At 40.9% G+C, this 20569-nt stretch carries 20 protein-coding genes; 5 read left to right on the top strand and 15 right to left on the bottom strand.

Going from position 1 to position 20569, the window contains the following annotated elements; all coding sequences use genetic code 11:
* The first annotated feature begins 65 nt into the window (after positions 1 to 65).
* Entirely contained in the window at positions 66 to 1382 is a 1317-nt protein-coding gene (gene tilS, locus C9J45_RS17910; RefSeq protein ID WP_107292830.1) for a tRNA lysidine(34) synthetase TilS, read from the top strand.
* A 255-nt stretch (positions 1383 to 1637) separates the two neighbouring features.
* Positions 1638 to 2849: an aromatic amino acid transport family protein gene (locus tag C9J45_RS17915; RefSeq protein WP_107292831.1), complete on the top strand. Its 1212-nt coding sequence runs from the start codon at positions 1638 to 1640 to the stop codon at positions 2847 to 2849.
* Positions 2850 to 2900: 51 nt separating this feature from the next.
* Here C9J45_RS17915 and C9J45_RS17920 read toward each other — a convergent pair whose 3' ends face one another.
* From C9J45_RS17920 to metN, 8 genes are all read right to left on the bottom strand, one after another.
* Positions 2901 to 3089, bottom strand: a complete 189-nt coding sequence (locus tag C9J45_RS17920) for a DUF4250 domain-containing protein (protein ID WP_107207710.1) — start codon at positions 3087 to 3089, stop codon at positions 2901 to 2903.
* Positions 3089 to 3295, bottom strand: a complete 207-nt coding sequence (locus C9J45_RS17925; RefSeq protein WP_107207709.1) for a YaeP family protein — start codon at positions 3293 to 3295, stop codon at positions 3089 to 3091. The genes C9J45_RS17920 and C9J45_RS17925 overlap by 1 nt, the downstream gene beginning before the upstream one ends.
* A gap of 134 nt (positions 3296 to 3429) precedes the next feature.
* Positions 3430 to 4287: a GGDEF domain-containing protein gene (locus C9J45_RS17930; RefSeq protein ID WP_107207708.1), complete on the bottom strand. Its 858-nt coding sequence runs from the start codon at positions 4285 to 4287 to the stop codon at positions 3430 to 3432.
* Between the two features lie 194 nt (positions 4288 to 4481).
* Positions 4482 to 6197 carry a proline--tRNA ligase gene (locus C9J45_RS17935; protein ID WP_107207707.1) on the bottom strand — a complete coding sequence of 572 codons (1716 nt, stop codon included), beginning with the start codon at positions 6195 to 6197 and terminating at the stop codon, positions 4482 to 4484.
* A 126-nt stretch (positions 6198 to 6323) separates the two neighbouring features.
* Positions 6324 to 7025, bottom strand: coding sequence for a tRNA (N6-threonylcarbamoyladenosine(37)-N6)-methyltransferase TrmO (gene tsaA / locus C9J45_RS17940; protein WP_107261067.1), 702 nt, complete (start codon positions 7023 to 7025; stop codon positions 6324 to 6326).
* 103 nt (positions 7026 to 7128) lie between these two features.
* Entirely contained in the window at positions 7129 to 7944 is an 816-nt protein-coding gene (locus C9J45_RS17945) for a MetQ/NlpA family lipoprotein (protein WP_107247525.1), read from the bottom strand.
* 42 nt (positions 7945 to 7986) lie between these two features.
* Positions 7987 to 8673, bottom strand: a complete 687-nt coding sequence (locus tag C9J45_RS17950; RefSeq protein ID WP_107207704.1) for a methionine ABC transporter permease — start codon at positions 8671 to 8673, stop codon at positions 7987 to 7989.
* Positions 8663 to 9697, bottom strand: coding sequence for a methionine ABC transporter ATP-binding protein MetN (metN, locus tag C9J45_RS17955; RefSeq protein WP_107292832.1), 1035 nt, complete (start codon positions 9695 to 9697; stop codon positions 8663 to 8665). Before metN ends, C9J45_RS17950 begins: the two co-directional genes overlap by 11 nt.
* 261 nt (positions 9698 to 9958) lie before the next feature.
* Between metN and gmhB the strand changes: the two genes are divergently transcribed.
* A complete protein-coding gene (gene gmhB / locus C9J45_RS17960) occupies positions 9959 to 10513 on the top strand; it encodes a D-glycero-beta-D-manno-heptose 1,7-bisphosphate 7-phosphatase (RefSeq protein ID WP_107292833.1) in 555 nt (184 codons plus the stop codon).
* A 216-nt stretch (positions 10514 to 10729) separates the two neighbouring features.
* Positions 10730 to 10978: a hypothetical protein gene (locus tag C9J45_RS17965; RefSeq protein WP_107261070.1), complete on the top strand. Its 249-nt coding sequence runs from the start codon at positions 10730 to 10732 to the stop codon at positions 10976 to 10978.
* 66 nt (positions 10979 to 11044) lie between these two features.
* Here the strand turns inward: C9J45_RS17965 and C9J45_RS17970 are convergent, their stop codons facing one another.
* The 7 genes from C9J45_RS17970 to C9J45_RS18000 form a co-directional block, all read right to left on the bottom strand.
* Positions 11045 to 12259, bottom strand: a complete 1215-nt coding sequence (locus C9J45_RS17970; protein WP_107207759.1) for a lipopolysaccharide assembly protein LapB — start codon at positions 12257 to 12259, stop codon at positions 11045 to 11047.
* A gap of 13 nt (positions 12260 to 12272) precedes the next feature.
* Positions 12273 to 12911, bottom strand: a complete 639-nt coding sequence (locus C9J45_RS17975) for an energy transducer TonB (RefSeq protein WP_107207700.1) — start codon at positions 12909 to 12911, stop codon at positions 12273 to 12275.
* Positions 12912 to 12915: 4 nt separating this feature from the next.
* Positions 12916 to 13323: a biopolymer transporter ExbD gene (locus tag C9J45_RS17980; RefSeq protein ID WP_107207699.1), complete on the bottom strand. Its 408-nt coding sequence runs from the start codon at positions 13321 to 13323 to the stop codon at positions 12916 to 12918.
* 26 nt (positions 13324 to 13349) lie between these two features.
* Positions 13350 to 13877: a MotA/TolQ/ExbB proton channel family protein gene (locus C9J45_RS17985; RefSeq protein ID WP_107207698.1), complete on the bottom strand. Its 528-nt coding sequence runs from the start codon at positions 13875 to 13877 to the stop codon at positions 13350 to 13352.
* Between the two features lie 9 nt (positions 13878 to 13886).
* The gene (locus tag C9J45_RS17990; protein WP_107207697.1) at positions 13887 to 15248 is read right to left on the bottom strand and encodes a MotA/TolQ/ExbB proton channel family protein; all 1362 of its coding nucleotides are present in this window, start codon (positions 15246 to 15248) and stop codon (positions 13887 to 13889) included.
* The gene (locus C9J45_RS17995; RefSeq protein WP_107207696.1) at positions 15248 to 16015 is read right to left on the bottom strand and encodes a DUF3450 domain-containing protein; all 768 of its coding nucleotides are present in this window, start codon (positions 16013 to 16015) and stop codon (positions 15248 to 15250) included. Before C9J45_RS17995 ends, C9J45_RS17990 begins: the two co-directional genes overlap by 1 nt.
* Before the next feature lie 103 nt (positions 16016 to 16118).
* Positions 16119 to 18749, bottom strand: coding sequence for a TonB-dependent receptor (locus C9J45_RS18000; protein ID WP_107207695.1), 2631 nt, complete (start codon positions 18747 to 18749; stop codon positions 16119 to 16121).
* A gap of 793 nt (positions 18750 to 19542) precedes the next feature.
* Here C9J45_RS18000 and C9J45_RS18005 point away from each other — a divergent pair.
* A complete protein-coding gene (locus tag C9J45_RS18005; RefSeq protein WP_107207694.1) occupies positions 19543 to 20568 on the top strand; it encodes an ABC transporter permease subunit in 1026 nt (341 codons plus the stop codon).
* Position 20569 lies beyond the last annotated feature (1 nt).

Raw genomic sequence — 20569 nt, forward strand, 5'->3', positions numbered from 1 at the left:
CTGGCCTTTTTTGTTTTTCCCATTTAGTGCTTTGATAGGCTGCGATAGACTATAGTTTTCTCTTAATGTTGAAAGATCTTATGTTGTATTCTGCTTTTTGTCGTCAATTATTGACTCATCTCCCTGCAAGTAAACGGTTTGTTCTTGCCTTTAGTGGTGGGCTCGATTCTCGTGTATTGCTTGATTTAATGGCGCGATTTATTACACAAAATCCAGAATATAGCTGTCATGCCGTTTATGTACATCATGGATTAAGCACGAATGCTGATATATGGGCTGATAAGTGTGTGGTTTGGGCTAAAAGTGCCGGCATTAGTTGTGATGTTGAACGTGTAAAAGTGCTAACAGGAAACCGAATTAGCCTTGAGCAAGCTGCACGAGAAGCGCGGTATAACATTTTAGCGCAACACGTCAACATCGGGGACATGCTATTAACCGCTCAACACAGTGACGATCAGATTGAAACTTTTCTATTGGCATTAAAGCGCGGGAGTGGCCCTGCTGGATTAGCAGCGATGCCGATGATACTCCCTTTTGCTAAAGGGATGCATTTAAGACCATTACTCAATATTACTCGTGCTGATATTGAGCAATACGGATTGAAGCATAAACTCTCTTGGGTTGAAGATGAAAGCAACCAAGATGAGCGTTATGATCGCAATTTTATTCGCCACCAAATAACGCCTCGTTTAGTTGAACGTTGGCCAAGTATTCATAAATCAGTCGCACGAAGTAGCGCATTGTGCGGTGAGCAAGAAGCATTACTAGCTGAGTTATTAGCCACCCAACTTGCTCAAGCGATCCAAGCTGATGGTAGCTTACTGCTTGCTTCTTATGTGACTCAACGTGTCGGTATGGCGTTAATTCGTCAATGGTTAAAAAAACAATCAGTCTTAATGCCATCATTAGCACAGCTTGAACAGATTTGGTTTAACGTAGTTCAGGCAAAAGAAGATGCGAATCCTAAACTGTGTTGGGCAAATGTTGAACTGCGTCGCTATCAAAAGAAGTTATATTTACTGCGGCAGTGGGATGATATTAGCCAGTGGAAAAACAATATTGATTTAGATTCTCCTTGCCAGCTACCGAAAAACTTAGGGACGCTGGTTTTAAGCCAAGAGGGTGATTATCCTTTATTAAGACAGCCAGAATCTGATGAGATTATAACCGTGCGTTTTCACTATCAAGGTGATGCTATTAAGCCTGTAGGACGATGTGGTAGCAGAAAATTAAAAAAACTTTATCAAGAATATAATGTACCAAGTTGGTTACGCAGCCGTACGCCTCTTATCTTTTATGGCGATAAACTTGCTGCTGTCGTGGGGTATTTTGTCGTCTCTGAGTTTTCTGGTCATGATATTACGATTGATCTTAATTCTTAAAAAAGACAAATAGGGCATTATTTTCCTAGTAAGTTCAAGCACCCTATCTTTCATCGAAATATTATTTACTTTGCACCGTAATATATTATTTATTACGGTGTTTTTTATGCTTTTAAATCATGTTTTGTGAAGAAGGATATATAGCTAATTTTTATTATGTTGTTTTTTTAGCCTGCTTAGTAACTTTTTATTGCGATAAAATACAAAAGGTATTAGTGTACTAGTCTACTGATACGATAGTTGGAAGGGAAAGAAATGAGCAAACCATCGACACTTGGCGGAGCGTGTATTATTGCAAGCGTTTGTGTAGGCGCGGGCATGTTAGGTTTACCGAGTGCTGGGGCGGGTGCATGGACATTCTGGAGCGTTATTGCAATATCTTTAACCATGGTTATGATGACATTATCAGGCTGGTTATTATTAGAAGCGCTTAAGCATTATGATTTTAAAGTGTCTTTTAATACCATCACAAAAGATGTACTTAATACTAAAATTAATATTATTAATAATCTGTCATTATACTTTGTTGGTGGTATTTTGCTTTATGCCTATATTTCATCATCAGGTATGATTTTTAGTAATATATTAGGGATTGATAGTAAGTTAGCTTCTATTTTATTTGTCGCAATCAGTTCAACCTTTGTTCTGCACTCAACGCGTGCGGTTGATCGTATTTCTATTTTACTGATTGTTTTTATGTTGGTGAGTTTCTTAATTGGAATTTCAGGACTAGCGACGCATATCAAAGTTCCTGTTTTACTGGATACAACTCACTTACATGCCAGCTATTCTCCTTATGCGTTAGCACTATTACCTGTAGCATTAACTTCTTTTGGTTACCACCATTCGGTGAGCACAATGCGCGACTATTACCGCGATGAATACCAAGCTAAAAATGCGATTCTAGGTGGCACATTTATCGCGTTAGGTTTCTATTTAGTGTGGGTGATTTGTATTTTTGGCAACTTACCTCGTGATGCATTTGGTCCTGTGGTTTCGGCTGGTGGTGGTATTGATGCTTTAACGCAAGCACTTGATAGCGTTATTGACTCAAACAGCATTAAACAAGCAATCCGTATTTTTTCGATTGCCGCTGTTGTTTCTTCGTTTATCGGAGTTGGTTTGGGGGTTTTTGATTATTTGGCCGATTTATTTGGCTTTGAAGATTCAAAACAAGGACGCTTGAAGACGTGGGCTATCACTTTCTTACCACCGCTGATCCTTTCATTATTTGCACCACTGGGTTTCTTGTCTGCGATTGGTTTAGCCGGTGCTGCTGCAACGATTTGGGCGTGTATTATTCCTGCTTTATTAGCGAAAAAGACTCGTCAATGCAAAGAAAAGAAAGATGGGTTTGTTGTGCCTGGCGGTAATGTGACGGTATATGTTGTGATTGGCTTTGGTGTGGTGACCGCAATCTTCCACATTATGGCGATGGCAAATTTACTGCCGATCTTTAAAGGCTAATACGGGTTTAACCTAAAAATAAAACGGAAGCTTTAAGCTTCCGTTTTTTGTTTAGCGAAATTGTTTAACTTCAGGCAAGTATTCAAAGCCAGCACTTGCAAGTTTATCGATCAGCTTTTGGCGATCAATCTCGTAGAATTTAACGAGTTCATCGAGATCTTGAAAGTCATCACGGATCTTCATGTTGACAATACTCATTAACATGATGGGATCCATGCTTTCAAATTTAGCTAAATCCATTATTTGTCCTCATGATCACTGATTAATAAGTTTGCTGCAGCAAACGCTGCACGCTCACGGACTTCAAGCGGTAAATTGGTATCTTCGGCAATATCATTGAAGGTTTTAATTGCACAGCTAATAGCCGCAGGAATATAACCTTGATCACCACTACCAATTTGCGCGTAAGTTGCTCGGATAAGCTCACAGCATTGATAAATTTGCATCATTCATCCTTTCTAGAAAGTATTCGAAGAGAATGTAGGGGCTCACTTCGAATATACTCACTATTAACGTGGATCATCATAGCGTTAAATAAAATAAAAACGTAGGATTTATGGTGCTTAGCGCAACGAGATGATTATTTATTACGCTTGTGATGATAAAGTTTACGATCGGCACGTTCAATCAAAGACAGCATAGAATCACCTTTATTAAAGGTCGCTGTGCCATAAGAAAATCCAATATTTAAGATACCCAAGATTGGGCTTTGTTGAATATATTGGTTGATCCGTGATACCACTTTTATTTCAGAGCGAGCACTGGCAGGTTGAAGTAAAATAATAAATTCATCACCTCCAATGCGATAACAACGATCTGAAGTGCGCGTTGCAAACTTCAGTGCATTAGCAAAATCTTTAATGACTTTGTCGCCATCAAGATGACCAAAGTTATCATTCACTTGTTTAAAATTATCTAAGTCACAAATAAACAGTACCAACTCCACATCTCGTTTTTCGCTCATCGCAATAGCATGATGAATATCTTGCTCAAAACACATTCTATTACATAGCCCTGAAAGTTTATCTTTCAGTGCCATATGTTTTACTTTTTGATATTCAATCGCATTAAATAGAGGGCCTGCAAATAAACGGTGGTAGGTATGTAATAGGCTTATTTCGTCGTTATCTAACGGATAAAGAGTGGAGTAATGAAGTGAGCCTAAAGAGTTATCACCAAAGCGTAAAGCAAAGCTGTTTTGATGAGGTGTCGGTTTTCCTTGGCGGATCAATGTTGTAGTTTCATCAAGGGTCCAGACTAAACGAGCGATATCAATTTGTTTATCTAGCTCTCTGCAGAGAGGTTGAAATAACGCTTGGATCTCCAGCTTCCCTTGAAGTTTTTGCAGGATCAACAGACGTTGATCCGCAGCTAAAGGTTTTTGCTTTAGCTTAGGGGAAGGTGAGGAATGAGATCGATTAAATAAAGCCTGTTCCATTACGACAAGATCAATAACTATTTGATTTGTCACTATAGGGCATATTTTGAGCAGATCAATGATAACGGCAAGATTGTAACGGATATTTACTGTTACATAAAAAAATGGGAGTGAGTAAAATGTTTTTTTAAAATAAAGAATAGAAAAAAAGCTGCCATAACGACAGCTTTTTCAATATGTTATTAGCTTTTTACTTAAGCCATTTTTTGCTTAATAAACGCAACAACATCATTTACAGCAACGGCTTCTTTGATACCTGTGCGACGGTTTTTATATTCCATCTCACCGTTTTCAAGGCTACGGTTACCAATAACGATAGTATGTGGAATACCTAGTAGTTCGTGATCTGCAAACATGACTCCTGGGCGTTCTTTACGATCATCAAACAGTACTTCAATACCAGCAGCAGTTAGATCGGCATATAGCTTCTCTGCCGCTTCTTTTACTTCTTCTGATTTCGCCATGTTCATAGGAACAATAGAAACGTGGAATGGTGCAAGCGCATCTGGCCAGATAATGCCGTTTTCGTCATGGTTCTGTTCGATAGCTGATGCCACAACACGTGATACACCAATACCGTAACAACCCATTTCTAGAATGGTGTTTTTACCGTTAGCATCTAGCACGCCACAGTTCATCTTCTCAGAGTATGTATTACCCAGCTGGAAGATGTGACCCACTTCGATACCACGTTTTAGCATCAATGTACCTTGGCCACATGGGCTTGGATCACCTTCAACTACATTACGTAGATCTTCAACGCGATCTAGCTCAACGTCACGGCCCCAGTTGATGCCAACATGGTGTTTACCATCGATGTTTGCGCCTGCAGCAAAATCGCTCATTACAGCAACAGTACGGTCAACGATAAATGGAAGCTCAAGACCGACAGGACCAAGTGAGCCAGGACCTGCGTTAACGAACTGACGAATTTCTTCTTCAGTTGCCATTTCAAGTGGAGAAGCAACCCAGTCTAGGTTTTCAGCTTTAATTTCGTTTAATTCGTGATCACCACGAACCAATAGCGCTACGATAGGCGCATCGATTTCATCAGAAGCTTTAACAAATAAGGTCTTGATCGTTTTCTCGATAGCAATACCGTGTTGCTCAACTAACTCATCGATAGTTTTCGCATTAGGTGTATCGATAACAGACAGTTCCACTGTTGGTGCTGCACGATCGTGAGCAGGAGCTAGTGCTTCTGCTTTTTCGATGTTTGCTGCGTAGTCAGATTCAGTTGAGAATGCAATTAAGTCTTCGCCGCTTTCTGCTAATACGTGGAACTCCTGAGAGCCATTACCACCGATTGCGCCAGAGTCGGCCCATACTGGACGGTACTCAAGACCCATGCGATCGAACGCTTTACAGTAAGCGTCGTGCATTGCATCGTAAGACTTTTGTAGACCTTCTTTGTCAATGTCAAAGCTGTAAGCATCCATCATGCAGAATTCACGTGCACGCATTACGCCGAAACGTGGACGACGCTCGTCACGGAATTTAGTTTGGATTTGGTACAGGTTCAACGGAAGTTGCTTGTAAGAGCTTACTTCGTTGCGTACTAGGCTTGTGATCACTTCTTCTGCTGTTGGGCTAAGCACAAACGGACGAGTATGGCGGTCAGTAAAGCGAAGTAGTTCAGGGCCCATTTTCTCAGAGCGACCTGTTTCTTCCCATAGTTCAAACGGCTGAACAACGGGCATCAAGGTTTCGATTGCGCCTGCATTGTCGATCTCTTGGCGAACGATGTTTTCGACCTTACGCAGAACACGCAGACCTGTAGGTAGCCAGGTGTATAGACCTGAAGCCAGCTTACGGATCATACCTGCACGTAGCATTAGCTGGTGGCTAATAACTTCTGCGTCGTTTGGAGTCTCCTTCAGAGTAGAAAGAAGATAATTACTGGTACGCATTGATGGTATCCGTTGATTAATTAGATTAAAAAAGAAGGGATAAATCCCGCCCGTCAGTGATCTGACGATAGCCGAATATCTTACCAGCCTACACGCTATTCGCCAAAGATAACTGTATAAGATCTGCTATTGATTAACTTTCTCGATCTGATTAACGGTTATTTGTTGCTCTGTTACTGAGAAGTGAACATTAAAATCAAATAAATGCACCGCATATTGTTTTGGATCGGGCTTACCTTTCTTATAAGCAGGACGTGGATCTTGCGCTAAAATTTCACAGATCACGGTTTGATAATAGCTTTTGTTTTTTGCTGGTAGTTGATTGAGCGCTGTTTCACTAAAACACACGGGCATTAGATCCGGTGTGTTAGAAGCAAATCCACCTTGTGCTTGTGGCAAGCTGTCTGAATAAGGGATATAAGGCTTAATATCGATAATAGGCGTACCATCAACGAGATCAACACCACCGAGTTCAATGATCACATTACCGTTTTCATGGCGAATGCCTTTTAATTCGACCGCAGACATGCCAATCCCATTAGGGCGGAATGTGGCACGGCTGGCAAACACACCAATACGTTCATTACCACCCAATCGAGGCGGTCTAACGGTTGGGCGCCATCCGGCATCTAAATTCTGATCAAACAAAAATAATAACCACAAATGACTAAATTGCTCTATGCCTCTTACCGCTTCTAATGAATTTGCAGCACCTTGTAAAATAATTTCAGAACGCGCACTTGGCACTAACCCAGGCTGCCGAGGAACAGCAAATTTTTCTTTATAGGGAGAGTGGATAATGCCGATAGGTTCGATGTTATAAGACATGGAATGAAGCCAATTAAGAAGCCAAAAGAGCTAAGAATATAGCATAAAAAAGGGTAGGTGCTGAGACCTACCCGATAAGTATATGGTTACAGGAAAGTAGGGATTACCAACCTTTTACCACACCACCATTAAAGATATTTTTTGCAGAGTTATATACATCTTCAGATTGGTACGCTTGAACAAATTTCTTCACGTTTTCCGCATTCACATTATCTGCACGAGACACAATCAGGTTGACATATGGTGATTCTTTATCTTCTACAAACACACCATCACGCTCAGGCGTTAAGTTGATGCTACTTGCGTAAGTGGTATTAATAACAGCCAGTGCCACATCATCTAAAGAGCGTGGCAATTGTGCCGCTTCTAGCTCTACAATCTTTAAGTTTTTAGGGTTTTCAACAATATCTAATACTGTTGCAGTTAAACCTGAACCATCTTTTAGTTTAATTAAACCTTGCTGTTGAAGAAGTAAGAGTGAACGACCAAGGTTGGTTGGATCGTTTGGTACTGCCACTTTATCGCCATCTTTTAGCTTATCAACAGATTTGATTGAGTTTGAGTAACCTGCAATTGGGTAAACAAATGTATTCCCCGCTACCGCAAACTTGTAACCGCGATCTTTAATTTGCTGATCAAGATATGGTTTGTGTTGGAAAGCATTAGCATCAATAGAGCCTTCTTCTAATGCCGCATTCGGTGATACGTAATCAGTAAAAGAAACTAACTCTACATCCAAGCCATATTTTTCTTTTGCTTGTTTTGCAGCAACTTCAGCAACTTGCTCTTCGGCTCCTGCCATGACGCCAATTTTTACCTTGCTATTATCAACTACGGCTTCTTTTTCACTACAGCCTGTTAGTGATAGGGCTGCAGCAACACCTGCAAGAGCAAAAACATGTTTTAGATTAAACGCCATACAACTTCTCCTTAAAATGGGGTTTTCCTTAAAGTGTTTTGATTATCGATGATCAACACGTTTTACGAGGTAATCACCGACAGATTGAATAATTTGGACCAGTACTATTAGAACGACGACTGTGATAGCCATAACGGTGCCATCGAAACGTTGGTAGCCATAACGAATACCGACATCACCTAAACCGCCACCGCCAACCGTACCCGCCATCGCGGAATAACTGACTAAGGTAACAAGGGTGATCGTTACCGCATTGATGATGCCTGGTAATGCTTCTGGTAATAGCACTTTCTTAATGATCTGTAGTGGTGTTGCTCCCATAGATTGTGCTGCTTCCACAAGGCCTGATGGAATTTCTAACAATGCCCCTTCAACTAAACGAGCAATAAAAGGAATTGCTCCTACAGCAAGAGGAACTATCGCCGCAGCAGTACCAATTGAGCTACCTACGACAAAGCGGGTAAATGGAATGATCGCAACCAGCAGAATAATAAAAGGAATAGAGCGGCCAATATTAACGATAATGCCAAGGATGTTATTAACAACGGTATTTTCTAATAAGCCATTTTTCTTCGTTAAGTGAAGGGTGACACCCAAAGGAATACCAATAACAAAACCAATTAGCCCTGATACAAACACCATGGTTAATGTTTGTCCTAATGCTTCAATCAGTAAATCAATCAGGCGGGTATTTTGTTGCCACCACAGGGTTAAATCATTAAGCGACATAGCCAAGCACCTCAACATTTACTTTATTTTGACGTAGAAAATTGACCGCATTCTCAACAGAGTCTTGATCACCAAAAAACTCTGCTAACATCAGTCCAAATTTTACTCCTCCCGCATAATCCATATCCGAGCTGAGAATACTGATATCTAAACCAAACTTACGTGTTACTTGGCTTATCAGTGGCGCATCAACAGAAGCACCGGTGAACTCTAAACGAATAAGAGGGTATGAGTTTTCAACTTGTGTTGGCGTCATACGAGCTTGGTAATCAGCTGGAATCGACAAATCCAATGTTGAACGAATAAAGTCTTTGGCTAATTCGGTGTTGGGGTGTGAGAAAATATCACCGACTGATCCCTGTTCAACTAATTTACCGTCACCAATAATTGCGACCTCACTACAGATACGTTTCACGACATCCATTTCATGGGTAATAAGCAAAATAGTTAGGTTTAGCTTTCGGTTAATTTCTTGCAGTAGCTCCAGAATCGAATGCGTGGTGGCAGGATCTAATGCACTGGTGGCTTCATCACAGAGTAACACTTTGGGATCAGAGGCTAACGCACGAGCAATCGCGACACGTTGCTTTTGTCCACCACTTAAATTTGCTGGGTAGCTTTGGTGTTTATCTTCAAGACCGACTAAAGTCAGTAACTCTGTCACTTTTGTTTTTATTATCGCTTTATTGGTATTGGCTAATTCAAGAGGCAAAGCAACATTATCAAAAACTGTGCGAGATGAAAGGAGATTAAAATGTTGGAAAATCATGCCTATTTTACGACGAGCCAAAGTGAGTTTTTGGTTCGATAGAGTAGTAAGATCGATACCATCGACAATCACTTGACCATTAGAAGGGCGCTCTAACAAATTAACACAACGAATGAGGGTACTTTTCCCTGCACCAGATGAGCCAATAACCCCAAAGATAGTACCTTGCTTAATTGTAAGGTTTATATCGCTTAATGCGTTTATAGCCTTATCGCCTTGATAGAAGACTTTATTGAGTTGCTTTATTTCTATCATTGAACGTCCTGCTCCTAGATAAAACTATTGTATGATCTTGAAAAACTATTGTATAAATTTATGGTTATTTGTTTTATTAGGGTTAAATAAGTAACTAACCTGAAATTGTGATGCTATGTTCTATTATAAAAGCTGTCAATAGCTATTTTTACATCTAGACGTCCAAACGGCTATGTTGTGAGCGTTAATCAATAACGAGTACTCTTCATTATTAACTCGTGCCATAATCTAAAAAATTTATGATTTAAGAGGGCTATCCTTTTGGCCAAACCAGCAGTCTTTATTGACCGTGATGGCGTGATTAATGTTGATCACGGCTATGTCCATACCGTTGATGATTTCGAATACATTGAAGGTGTATTTGAAGCATGTAAAAAATTCAAAGAAATGGGTTATTTACTCGTACTGGTGACTAACCAATCAGGTATCGCTCGCGGTATGTTTAGTGAAGATGAATTTACTTCATTAACCGAGTGGATGGACTGGAACTTTGTAGATAATGGCGTTGAGTTTGATGGTATTTACTACTGCCCGCACCATGCAACAAAAGGGCAGGGTGATTACTTGCAAGATTGTGATTGCCGTAAACCCAAACCAGGTATGTTTATTTCAGCTCGCGATTTCTTGAAAATCGATATGTCGCAATCTGTGATGATTGGTGATAAAGCGGACGACATGAAAGCAGCCACAGCTGCTGATGTTGCTTTAAAAGTGCTCGTACGTACAGGTAAGCCGATCACGGATGAAGGTGAAGCGTTAGCAAACGTGGTGTTAGACAGTATTGCTGATGTACCAGAGTGGTTAGCAATTCAATAGAAATGAGTGCTTATATAAAGGTCGTTATTAAACGGCCTTTTTTTGTCTCTATAACTGGTCGTTTTAACGAAAAGTTAACGATTTAGCTTAGTGAGTTAGACTAACTGAGCCCGTTTTTTGTCAAAAACATTAGAAATAATAACATTTTTAAGATTGGTACAATTTCTGCAGATTACAGAATGAATTGATTAGTAATGCTCTTAGGGGGATTTATTCATGATGTGGCGTGTACTTATTAATGCTATAAAAACGGCTGTAATTTCAATAAGTGTTGTGAGCTCGTTTAGTACTAATGCGAATGAACCAGATGAGAGTGGTGATTGGTATCTCTCTCAATTTCATCAAATTGCAGATCAGCAAGTAAATGTCGTTGCTGTCATTGAGCAAGAAAATGCTGAGACGTTGAAACAAACATTATCAGACACACAAAATGCGGTGCTTAACGAGATAAAAAAGGGGAAGTAATAAATACTTCCCCAAACAGTGTGACTGACTCACACAAGATCACGACAGTGAAAGGTGATGGTACCTTTAGCTTTGGTCTTCTAAAAATGCAATCCATGGCTCAGCACTGCTTTTCATCGAAGATGACTGCGCAGCTGTTTTCATCGCCTTTAAAGCATTTTGATGCTGATCTAATTCAAAGTAAGCCATGCCCCTAAGGTAAGCGAGTTCAGCCTTTTCATCGCGTTTAGCGTTGGATGAACTGTTAGCAAAAGCAGTTGCTTGCTTAAATTGCTTATCCTGTATCATTAATTTAACGATACGGATTTGTTGTTTACCTGAAGGAGCAATTTTAAAAGCTTGCTTATAGGTACTGATGGCTTCATCTAGCTCTTTTGCCTGATGATAAAAACTGGCTTGCTTCTCAATATTTGCATGAGTACGAGCAATGTTATTATTTGCCATTTCTTGCGCCATTATCTTCGCTGCTCTGTGGGGAATACCTTGGTATGCCATAAAGTTCACTAAGCGAAGGTGTTCTTTTTCTCCCTCTAACAAACCTAATTTGTAAGCAGCTTCAAGAGTCGCTAGCGCATTTTTATTCTGGTTGAGCTCCATATAAACCCCAGATAGTTGCATCCAATAACGTTTTTTCTTTGGATACTTATTCGTTAAGGTTTTCAGGACACTCGCAACACTTTTGTATTGCTTTAATTCGTAATGGGATGAAACTAGCAATAAGTACCACGATTCATTCGGCGATTTCGTCATTGAGATCGCTTTTTTTGTAGGTGCAATTGCGTTTCTATAATTTCCCATTTGAACATAAGCACTTGCCAGTGTGATGTAAGCATGCGCGGGTGGTTTTTCTTTGGTCGTTTTAGCAACTTTAAACCATGTATTCATGGTGTTGACCGAGTTTTTGTATTGCTCTTCTGCTAAATATAACTGTGCCAAGCTATAACGAACTTGTTGTGCCACCGGTACTGGTAGCGCATCCATTTTCAATGCGTCAGCAAAATATTTGGCAGCCTTCGGGTAATTATCTTTTAAAGAGTAAAGAAACCCCATTTGTTGCAATAACACGGCACGGTCATACTTCTTCTTATTTGAACTACTTAACGATTTATTTAGTTTGCTAATGGCCTCGTTGTACTTTTCCTCTGCAATGAGTTCTTGAACTTTGTTCACAGTACGAAAAGTACGATCTGAAAGTTGCGGGTTCTCATTGGCTACTGCGGGTGCAGAGAGCACACCCGCAGCAAGCGTGAGAGAAGCCAGCATGTGTTTTATTGATTTCATCATGTTTGACTCCTTAATTGGTTGAGAACTCGATCTCTTGAGACATCTTCGCACTCGCTGGTTTACCATCAACCATTTTGGGCTTAAAGGTCCATTTAGAAACAGTTTTTTTCGCAGCTTTGCCTAAGCCAAGCTTACGAGGTGTTTCTTTGAGAACTTTTACGTTTTCAACCGCGCCGCGCTCATTAACCACAAACTCGAGTAACACGACCCCTTTTTCAAGCCCTGAACGTGCAGCCTTTCGAGGCATTTGAGGCTGAAATGTTGCTAGTGGAATTGGACCATTGTTACCACCAACCGCTTGTGCACCACCGCCTTGAGAGTAATGCCCTAGCACGGAACCACCAGTTACATTAACGGGTAAATTTAACTGCGGCGTGTCCATTGGCATTTGTTCCATCACCGGTTTTACCGTTGCCGTTACCTTCATTTCTGGTGGCGGTGGCGGGCGTTTTGGTGGTGGCGGAGGTTTTGGCAATTCGCGTTTCTTCTCCTGTATTTTTTCATTTTGTTTAACGTGGATGAAGTCAACCATACGAAGATCTTCATCCGACGTCAGCTCGTGGCGCTCTTTATTTACTAGCTTGTCCATCCCCCAGAACAACCCGAGGGAGACAACGAGCGCCAGTGCAATAGAGACCAAATACCGCATAGGCTTAATCCTTATTCGTTGCGGCAATGGAGATATTTTCAACACCTGCCATTTTTATTTGATCCATGACTTTTACAACCACGCCAGCATTGGCTTCTTGATCGGCTTGAATGACTACCGCTCCATCAGGGCTTTCAGCACGTAGACGTTCAATATTGGCTCGCACTGCATCAACTTCAATACGGCGTTTATCGACCCAAACATCACCTGCGGCACCAACGGCAACCATGATGTTACCTTTCTTAACCACTTGCGCGGAATTTGCACTTGGTCGACTGACTTCGATACCCGCTTCTTTTACAAACGATGTTGTAACGATAAAGAAAATCAACATGATAAATACGATGTCGAGCATGGGTGTCATATCGATAGCTGCTTCATCGCTGCTATCACTGCTATAGCGTCTTTTCATGACCTATACCTCTCAATCCTTTGAATTTAGGCAATATGCTTAAGTTGGTCTTCTAGCTTCTGTGTCGTCATTTTTGCTTGATGATCAAGGCGGGTACTAAAAAATAGTCCAGATAACGATGCCACCATGCCAGCAAGTGTTGGGATTGTTGCTTTTGAAATACCCGATGCCATAGCACGAGGACTCCCGGTTCCAACGACGGCCAAAATATCAAAAACTTGGATCATACCAACTACCGTCCCGAGTAAACCGAGTAGTGGGCAGAGTGCTATCAATACTTTGATAACGGGTAAGCCACGTTTATTTTCAATATCTTGTTTCGATATAATTTCTTGACGAATAGCTTTTGCATTCCAACTGTTGTGATCTTTTCTTGTCATCCAATTGTTAAGTGCACTTTTCGCGGCTTTGGGTGCAACAGCGATGAAGTAAAACCAACGTTCAAGGAGAACAATCCAAAGCATAAAACTGAGTATAAAGATGGCGATGAGGACATCACCACCCATACCTAGAAAGCGTCTTATTGACTCCAGTTCTTCAATTAACCACCACATAACGCCTCCTTAATCTTGGGCTTTGTGTAGCTTTTCCTGGTAACGAGCGATAAAGCCTGCACTCTGCTCTTCAAGTGTTTGGATCAAGCGACGGCTCTTACTGTGTACCAAGGTGTATAGGAACAGGAGTGGGATTGCGACAACCAGACCTAACATTGTGGTTACTAGGGCTTCAGAAATACCGCCAGCCATCAGTTTTGGATCGCCTGTACCAAATAGCGTGATAGCTTGGAAAGTACCAATCATACCCATTACGGTACCCAGTAGGCCAAGTAGTGGGGCGACAGAGGCGAACAATTTAATTGAGCCAACAAAGCGTTCGATACGAGGTGCGTTTCGTAGAATGATTTCATCCAACTTGGCTTCAAGATCTTCAAGGTTGTCACCTTTGTGATCTTGGTAGGCTTCAATCACCTCACCTAATGGGTTATTTTTCAGCGGCGTGTCTGATTTTTCTTGTTTACGCATTTTGTTGCCAATAATCAGTAGTCGTAGGTAACAAACTAGCGCAATTAATGCACCAATCGCACCCATACCAAGGATGACATAACCAACAATTCCACCTTGCTCTACTCGTTCTTTAACAGTTGGGCTTTGTACCAGTAGTGAAAGAATGACACCACGAGATGGGTCAATGAAAAGTGGTTGGTAAGTGTCTTTATTGGCCTCGAAACCTGATACTAATGTCGTAATATTGTTAGCAGGTTGGCGCGATAGCTCTTCAAATTTCTGTGTTTCAGGTACGTATGTAACATACTTACCGTCAGCAATAGCATTGAACTCACCAAGCAGTGTTACGTCAGTCGTTGCTTCTTTACCTTCGCCATACACTACGGTTGCCGGTGTCGTAGACGTTTCGCCTGATACAATGATTTGCTGTAAAATAGTGTGCCAAAAAGACTCTAGCTCTTCAGTTGAAGGTAGCTCTTTACTCTCAGCTAATTTTGTCAGTAAAGCATCGCGCTCAGGAAACTGAACTGCATTTTGTGACGCGTGAAAGAGTCCTTTAAATTCACCCGCATATTGGCGAACAACACCAAACATTTCACCTAAAGTACCAGAGCGCACGCGCAGGGTTTCTGTTAACTCTGTTAATTGTTTGTCGTTGTCATCAAAAGTGGCTTTTAATTGATCACCTTGCTCGGTTGCTGCTTGTAATTTTGCTTTTGCTTGTTGTAATAATGCGGCCTGTTTATTTTTATCTGAAAGAAACTCAGCTTCACGGGCTTTGTTTTCTTTTGACTCAACAATACTTTCAGACTTAACACTTTTTAGAAGCTCATTAAGATTTTTAGGTGCTTCAGCTTGTGCGCTTGAGACCATAAAAAGGCTGGCGAGTAAAACTGCTGCTAATGATTTGAATCCTTTCATTATTTATCCTCCCCAGTGAATACAGGTAGCTTAATCAGTGCTGGTGGTGCTTGTTTCTTAGCAATTCGAATACCTTGTTGAACAGCAATGCGGTAACTCTCTGGCAGAGTTTCCCATTTGCCCGATTGTTGATTCCACATCCCTGTTTCTCCACCATCTGGTGATTGATAAAGAAGGGCGGTACGACCGATGCGTAAAAAGTCATAAGTAACGGTTTCACCATCGCGATCTAAGCTTGCTTTGTAAGACTCAATCGAGCGCGAGAAGCCTTCTTCAATTTGGTATGCTTCCATCACTTTACGGAACTTTTCAGATGTAGTGACATCTGCGCGGTCCATCATTCGCTTCAATTCATTAATGCGTTTTTCACGGTTTTCTTGCTGGAATGGAAGGTCTAGAGCGATAAATTCATCGAGAGCCGTCACCATTTTTAGTGTCAACGGCACAACCTCTGTTGCTGTTTGATCTATCTGAGCAATTTGATTGTTGAGTGAATTAAGCTCTTCTTGTTGAGATAGCACCATGCGTTCAATTTGCTTGTTATAGACCGTCATACTGTCAATTTGACGAAGCAGGCCTTTGTATTCGGCTAACATCGCATCTGCACTATCAGCATATTTATCGATTTTATTTTGCGAGACTTGGGCTGATTTATCGGCTTTCGCTTGAGCTGAAATAACAGCATCTGCATTTGATGCCAAAGTTGCACCACTAAAAGTGAGCAAGGCTGCGGTGATGGCATTCACACCGAATGTTTTTAATTTCATTGATACATCCTTGTTTGTGTGGCTTGTCAGTCAGGGGGAAGGCCGGCACGATATATCGTGCCGGAAATTTATAATTTATTAGTAACTTAATCAGTTAGTTACTTTAAAATTTGAAGTTTAGGTTAGCGTAGAAGTATCGACCGCCAACATCATAGGTTGTTGTATCTGTGTTAGCAGAGATGGTATCTAGAATGAGTGGTGGCTCTTTATCAAATAAGTTATTCACACCACCAGATAGCGTAATACCATTATCAAAGGCATATGCAGCGCTTATATCGTGGTAAACAACGGTTGGAACGCTAAAGTCATATGTTTCTTTATCAGTACCTGGTAGTTCGTAATCAACACCATCAATCAGACGCGTCGTCCAGTTAGCACGCCATGCATCTTGTGCTAGACCAACATTTAGTGTTGAACGGAATTTTGAGAATAGACCTATCGAATCACTGATGAATTTACCGTTGTAATCTTCAACTGTGCCATCAGACTGAGTCAGTTCGTAGTTTAAAACGTATGTATTTTCCCAGTTTAGACTCAGTACCATAGGGTCAAAGTCATAGGCGTAACGGACATTTACATCTAGACCGTCAGTTTTCAAATTACCGACGTTAGTTAAACGCGCATCGATAGCTTTAATATCACCATTAGCAAAACGAGTGATCTTGTCACAGTACTTTCCTGACGTTGCACACTCATCAAGCATTAATTGAGGATCGATATTATCGATTAAGTTTTCTAACTCAATTTGCCAGTAGTCGACAGTGGTTGATAGTCCATCAACAAATGATGGTGAATACACTAAACCAAGAGAAGCTGTGTGGCCCTCTTCTGGTTTAAGCTCTTCATTAGAACCATAGAATACAGGGAACTGAGATCGTCCACTTGAGTCTTGACCGGTAGGATCCGTTAAGACATCCGCACTTTCTGCTGAACCACCATAAAGTTCAGCGATTGACGGTGCTTTAAATACTTCACTGTACGTGCCTCGGAACAGGACATCTTCAACTGGCTGATACAAGAAGCTATAGCCCATCGTCGTTTCCCCACCAAACGATGAGTACTTATCATGTCGAGCCGAGACTTTTGCTTCAAGGTAATCAGCTAATGTGACATCTGAAAGGATAGGGATCAGTAATTCACCGTAGAAAGAGTCGACACTGTATGAACCTTCAGTTGGCGATTCTGCGTTACCACTAGCATTACCAAGCACGACCAATGCATCTGGTTGAGAGCCACCTTTTTCAGTACGCGTTTGATAACCTGCCGCAAAGGCGACGGTACCCATTTCGTGTTCAAAAAGATCGCCAGTAACATTAAAGTCGAAAATTTGTTGCTGGTTATACCCTGAATCTTGGCGAGTGAATGTCGCATAGTCTAAAGCGGCTTGGCTAACTTCACCGAATACATTCATCGGTACACAGCCGGCAATAACAGTGCCATCGCTATCTAAACATTGACCGTTTGCTGATGCGCCGACAGCGTTAGAAACGCGATCTTTCATGAATACGTTGCTTTCAAGCTGGTTAGTTTTGGTTTTACCCCAGTTAAAGCTAGTATCCCACATCCAACCGTTAGAAAATTCACCGTCTAAAGCGAAGACAAAGCGCGCTGTATCTGATTCAAATGAGCGATTTCGACCACCGGTTTCAACCATACGTCGACGCCAGTCAGTAATATCAGCACCTGTTGGATTAAACTCATTGTCAGCAGAGATTGGGCCATACCCTTGGAATGCACCAAAAATAGGTTCAGCAGCAAGAAGGTAGTTTGACTTTGAATTTGAATAAAGCGCTTCAAAACTTGCCGTCACTGGACCTAAAATGTCATTTTCAGCAACCAAGTAATTTCCTTGTGTTGCTAGGTACATACGTTCCGATGGGCGTTTTAAGTAGTTATCTGGCGCGTAGTTGTATAAATCATCGGGTGCAGAAAAATCACGCAGCGAACTGCCACCTTCTGGACCAAATGTTTTTCCATCGTAGTAACCCCATGGTGTAGCAGAACTACCACCTACGTATGTACCACCTAGACCGTCATGCATGATGTCTGTATTAGAAAACCCTCGGTCACCCGCCATGATTTTCTTTTCTTCAGAGTAGCCAGCAGAGAAAGTGATATTACCGCGATCACTTGAAGAACCTGCAAGTAAACTAACATCAGTGACTTGACCATCACCTTTTGAGGTTGCCCCTTGCTTTACATTAACTTCAAAGCCTTCGTAGTCTTGCTTAGTGATAATGTTAACAACACCAGCAACAGCATCAGAACCGTAAACAGACGATGCACCATTTTTTAGCACTTCGATACGTTCAACCATCGCGGTTGGGATCATATTAAGGTCAACAGAAGCATTTGCACCTGTACCACCATTTACCATACGACGACCGTTAACAAGAACTAAAGTACGTTTAGCTTCTAGTCCTCTTAGGTTAACTGTTGCTGCACCATTACTACCATTGTTGACAGAAGAGCTCTGAACTGTGCCACCAACTCCTGGTATTTGGTTTAAGACATCGCCAAGTGAAACTAATCCCGTATTTTCAATATAATCAGAGGAAAGTACTTGAACCGGTTCCGCTTCTTCCATATCAACACGAGAAATACGTGAACCCGTTACTTTCATTTTTTGAAGCTTTTCAACTTCTTCTTCGGCATAGGCGACCATAGGGGCTACGCTCAATGAGCCTAGCGCTAGGCTGACGGCAACCGACAACGCTGTATTTTTTTTATACATCCATGCGCTCCATTATCTTCCTAGGTATAAATTATTTTTCTGTTAACTGGTTGTTAACGTTATTAATGGTATAACCGAAGCGAAAATATGAAGTCAAACCAGTAGGATGAATTATTCACCAAACCCAAAAATGGTATAAAATCCATATTTTTTATTTTATTTGGTGTTTAATTCTAATTATTAGATCAGTATCTGGCTTTTAGTGCTATTTTATTTGCCTGATTGTGGTTATTTTAATATTGACTCAATATCCTTCTATATCAAGTAAAGCCAGTTAAATGAACTGCTTTTTATTTTTTAGGTAGCACAAGTTACCAATATTGGCCAAATGATTATTTATGCATTTGTTAGTTAGTTGATTCTTAGCGAGAGGATCTGTTGTTGCCGGAATAATAGGGCTGTGGTTAGACCGCTCTTTAGGTTAATGCTCTATGTGACCGATTAAGGAATAAGAATAAATGCATAAAAATGCAATATTTTTGTAATATTCACAAGGGGAGAAGTGCCTAATCCTGAATGTAAATGGATTAAATAGCAGATAAATGTTGTTTTTTTGTTTCCATTTTGTGTTTTGTGCTTTTCGGGGCATTTATGGCACAAGATTATAGCGTTGGGTTGAAGCTATTCGTAATTCATTGTATTTATGTTGGATATTTATAGTAAGACATGCTGTTGGTGAGTGATGTTGCTTGTTCAGGATGAACCAGTGCATTAAATGTGAAGTTACTAAAATGTAAATTATTATCGCTGGTATATCATCACCAGCATGAATTAACAGGGAGTCAGTTAAGACATGTTTTCGTATTTTTTACGCCGAATGGCGCTTGTGATCCCTACTTTTCTTGGTATTACGGTTTTAATTTTTGCTATTACTCGCTTTGTGCCAGGAGGTCCTGTCGAGCGTATGTTGGCAAATATGCAAGCACAAGGTGATGGTGGTGCAGCTATGTCTTCTGCTGGCGGAAATTCTGCTTTATCGGAAGAGCAAATGGCTGAACTTAATGCGTTTTATGGGCTAGATAAACCCGTGATGGAAGCGTATTCAGAATGGTTGTTTCGCCTCGTGCAGTTAGACTTAGGTGAGTCTACCCGTTATTACGAACCAGTTTCTGAAATGATTGCAGAGCGATTACCTGTTTCATTATTTTATGGCGGTATGACGTTCTTTATTAGTTACTTTATTTCTATTCCTCTTGGCTACTACAAAGCACTGAAACATGGTTCGGTGTTTGATTCCTCCTCTTCTATTCTCATCTTCGTCGGCTATGCCTTACCCGGTTATGTTGTTGGTGTACTACTCATCACTTTATTTAGTTATCACTTGGAATGGACACCAATGGGGGGCTTTGTTAGTGATGACTATGAAGATTATGAAACCTTTTTCGAGCGTTTTAAAGACATCATGTGGCACGCGATTCTACCATTAATTTGTTATTTGATTGGTGATTTTGCAACGTTAACGATGACGATGAAAAATAATCTAATGGAGAATTTGTCGTCAGATTATATCCGAACAGCGATCGCGAAAGGATTACCTTTTAAGCGTGCGGTAAGAAAGCATGCTTTACGCAACAGTTTAATCCCGATTGCGAGTCACTTTGGTAATTCCTTATTATTTTTTATGACGGGATCTTTTCTAATTGAAGTTATTTTCAATATTGATGGTATTGGTTTATTAGGTTACGAGTCGATCATGGAGCGTGATTACCCCGTCGTTATGGGGATTGTTGCTGTTAATGCTGCAATGTTATTGGTTGGAAATATCTTGTCAGATATCTGTGTTGCTTTGGTCGACCCTCGCGTGAAGTTTGGAGCCTAAT

It is taken from the genome of Photobacterium sp. GB-1 (genome assembly GCF_003026165.1).
Lineage (GTDB): Bacteria > Pseudomonadota > Gammaproteobacteria > Enterobacterales > Vibrionaceae > Photobacterium.

Coding starts and splice junctions, on each gene's coding strand:
- metN (WP_107292832.1), bottom strand. CDS start 9,697: ATGATAGAAATAAAGCAACTCAATAAAGTCTTCTATCAAGGCGATAAG.
- C9J45_RS17980 (WP_107207699.1), bottom strand. CDS start 13,323: ATGAAAAGACGCTATAGCAGTGATAGCAGCGATGAAGCAGCTATCGAT.
- C9J45_RS17915 (WP_107292831.1), top strand. CDS start 1,638: ATGAGCAAACCATCGACACTTGGCGGAGCGTGTATTATTGCAAGCGTT.
- C9J45_RS17965 (WP_107261070.1), top strand. CDS start 10,730: ATGATGTGGCGTGTACTTATTAATGCTATAAAAACGGCTGTAATTTCA.
- tilS (WP_107292830.1), top strand. CDS start 66: ATGTTGAAAGATCTTATGTTGTATTCTGCTTTTTGTCGTCAATTATTG.
- C9J45_RS18005 (WP_107207694.1), top strand. CDS start 19,543: ATGTTTTCGTATTTTTTACGCCGAATGGCGCTTGTGATCCCTACTTTT.
- C9J45_RS17935 (WP_107207707.1), bottom strand. CDS start 6,197: ATGCGTACCAGTAATTATCTTCTTTCTACTCTGAAGGAGACTCCAAAC.
- C9J45_RS17950 (WP_107207704.1), bottom strand. CDS start 8,673: ATGTCGCTTAATGATTTAACCCTGTGGTGGCAACAAAATACCCGCCTG.
- C9J45_RS17975 (WP_107207700.1), bottom strand. CDS start 12,911: ATGCGGTATTTGGTCTCTATTGCACTGGCGCTCGTTGTCTCCCTCGGG.
- C9J45_RS18000 (WP_107207695.1), bottom strand. CDS start 18,749: ATGTATAAAAAAAATACAGCGTTGTCGGTTGCCGTCAGCCTAGCGCTA.
- C9J45_RS17970 (WP_107207759.1), bottom strand. CDS start 12,259: ATGAAATCAATAAAACACATGCTGGCTTCTCTCACGCTTGCTGCGGGT.
- C9J45_RS17990 (WP_107207697.1), bottom strand. CDS start 15,248: ATGAAAGGATTCAAATCATTAGCAGCAGTTTTACTCGCCAGCCTTTTT.
- C9J45_RS17930 (WP_107207708.1), bottom strand. CDS start 4,287: ATGGAACAGGCTTTATTTAATCGATCTCATTCCTCACCTTCCCCTAAG.
- C9J45_RS17945 (WP_107247525.1), bottom strand. CDS start 7,944: ATGGCGTTTAATCTAAAACATGTTTTTGCTCTTGCAGGTGTTGCTGCA.
- C9J45_RS17920 (WP_107207710.1), bottom strand. CDS start 3,089: ATGGATTTAGCTAAATTTGAAAGCATGGATCCCATCATGTTAATGAGT.
- C9J45_RS17925 (WP_107207709.1), bottom strand. CDS start 3,295: ATGCAAATTTATCAATGCTGTGAGCTTATCCGAGCAACTTACGCGCAA.
- tsaA (WP_107261067.1), bottom strand. CDS start 7,025: ATGTCTTATAACATCGAACCTATCGGCATTATCCACTCTCCCTATAAA.
- C9J45_RS17985 (WP_107207698.1), bottom strand. CDS start 13,877: ATGTGGTGGTTAATTGAAGAACTGGAGTCAATAAGACGCTTTCTAGGT.
- C9J45_RS17995 (WP_107207696.1), bottom strand. CDS start 16,015: ATGAAATTAAAAACATTCGGTGTGAATGCCATCACCGCAGCCTTGCTC.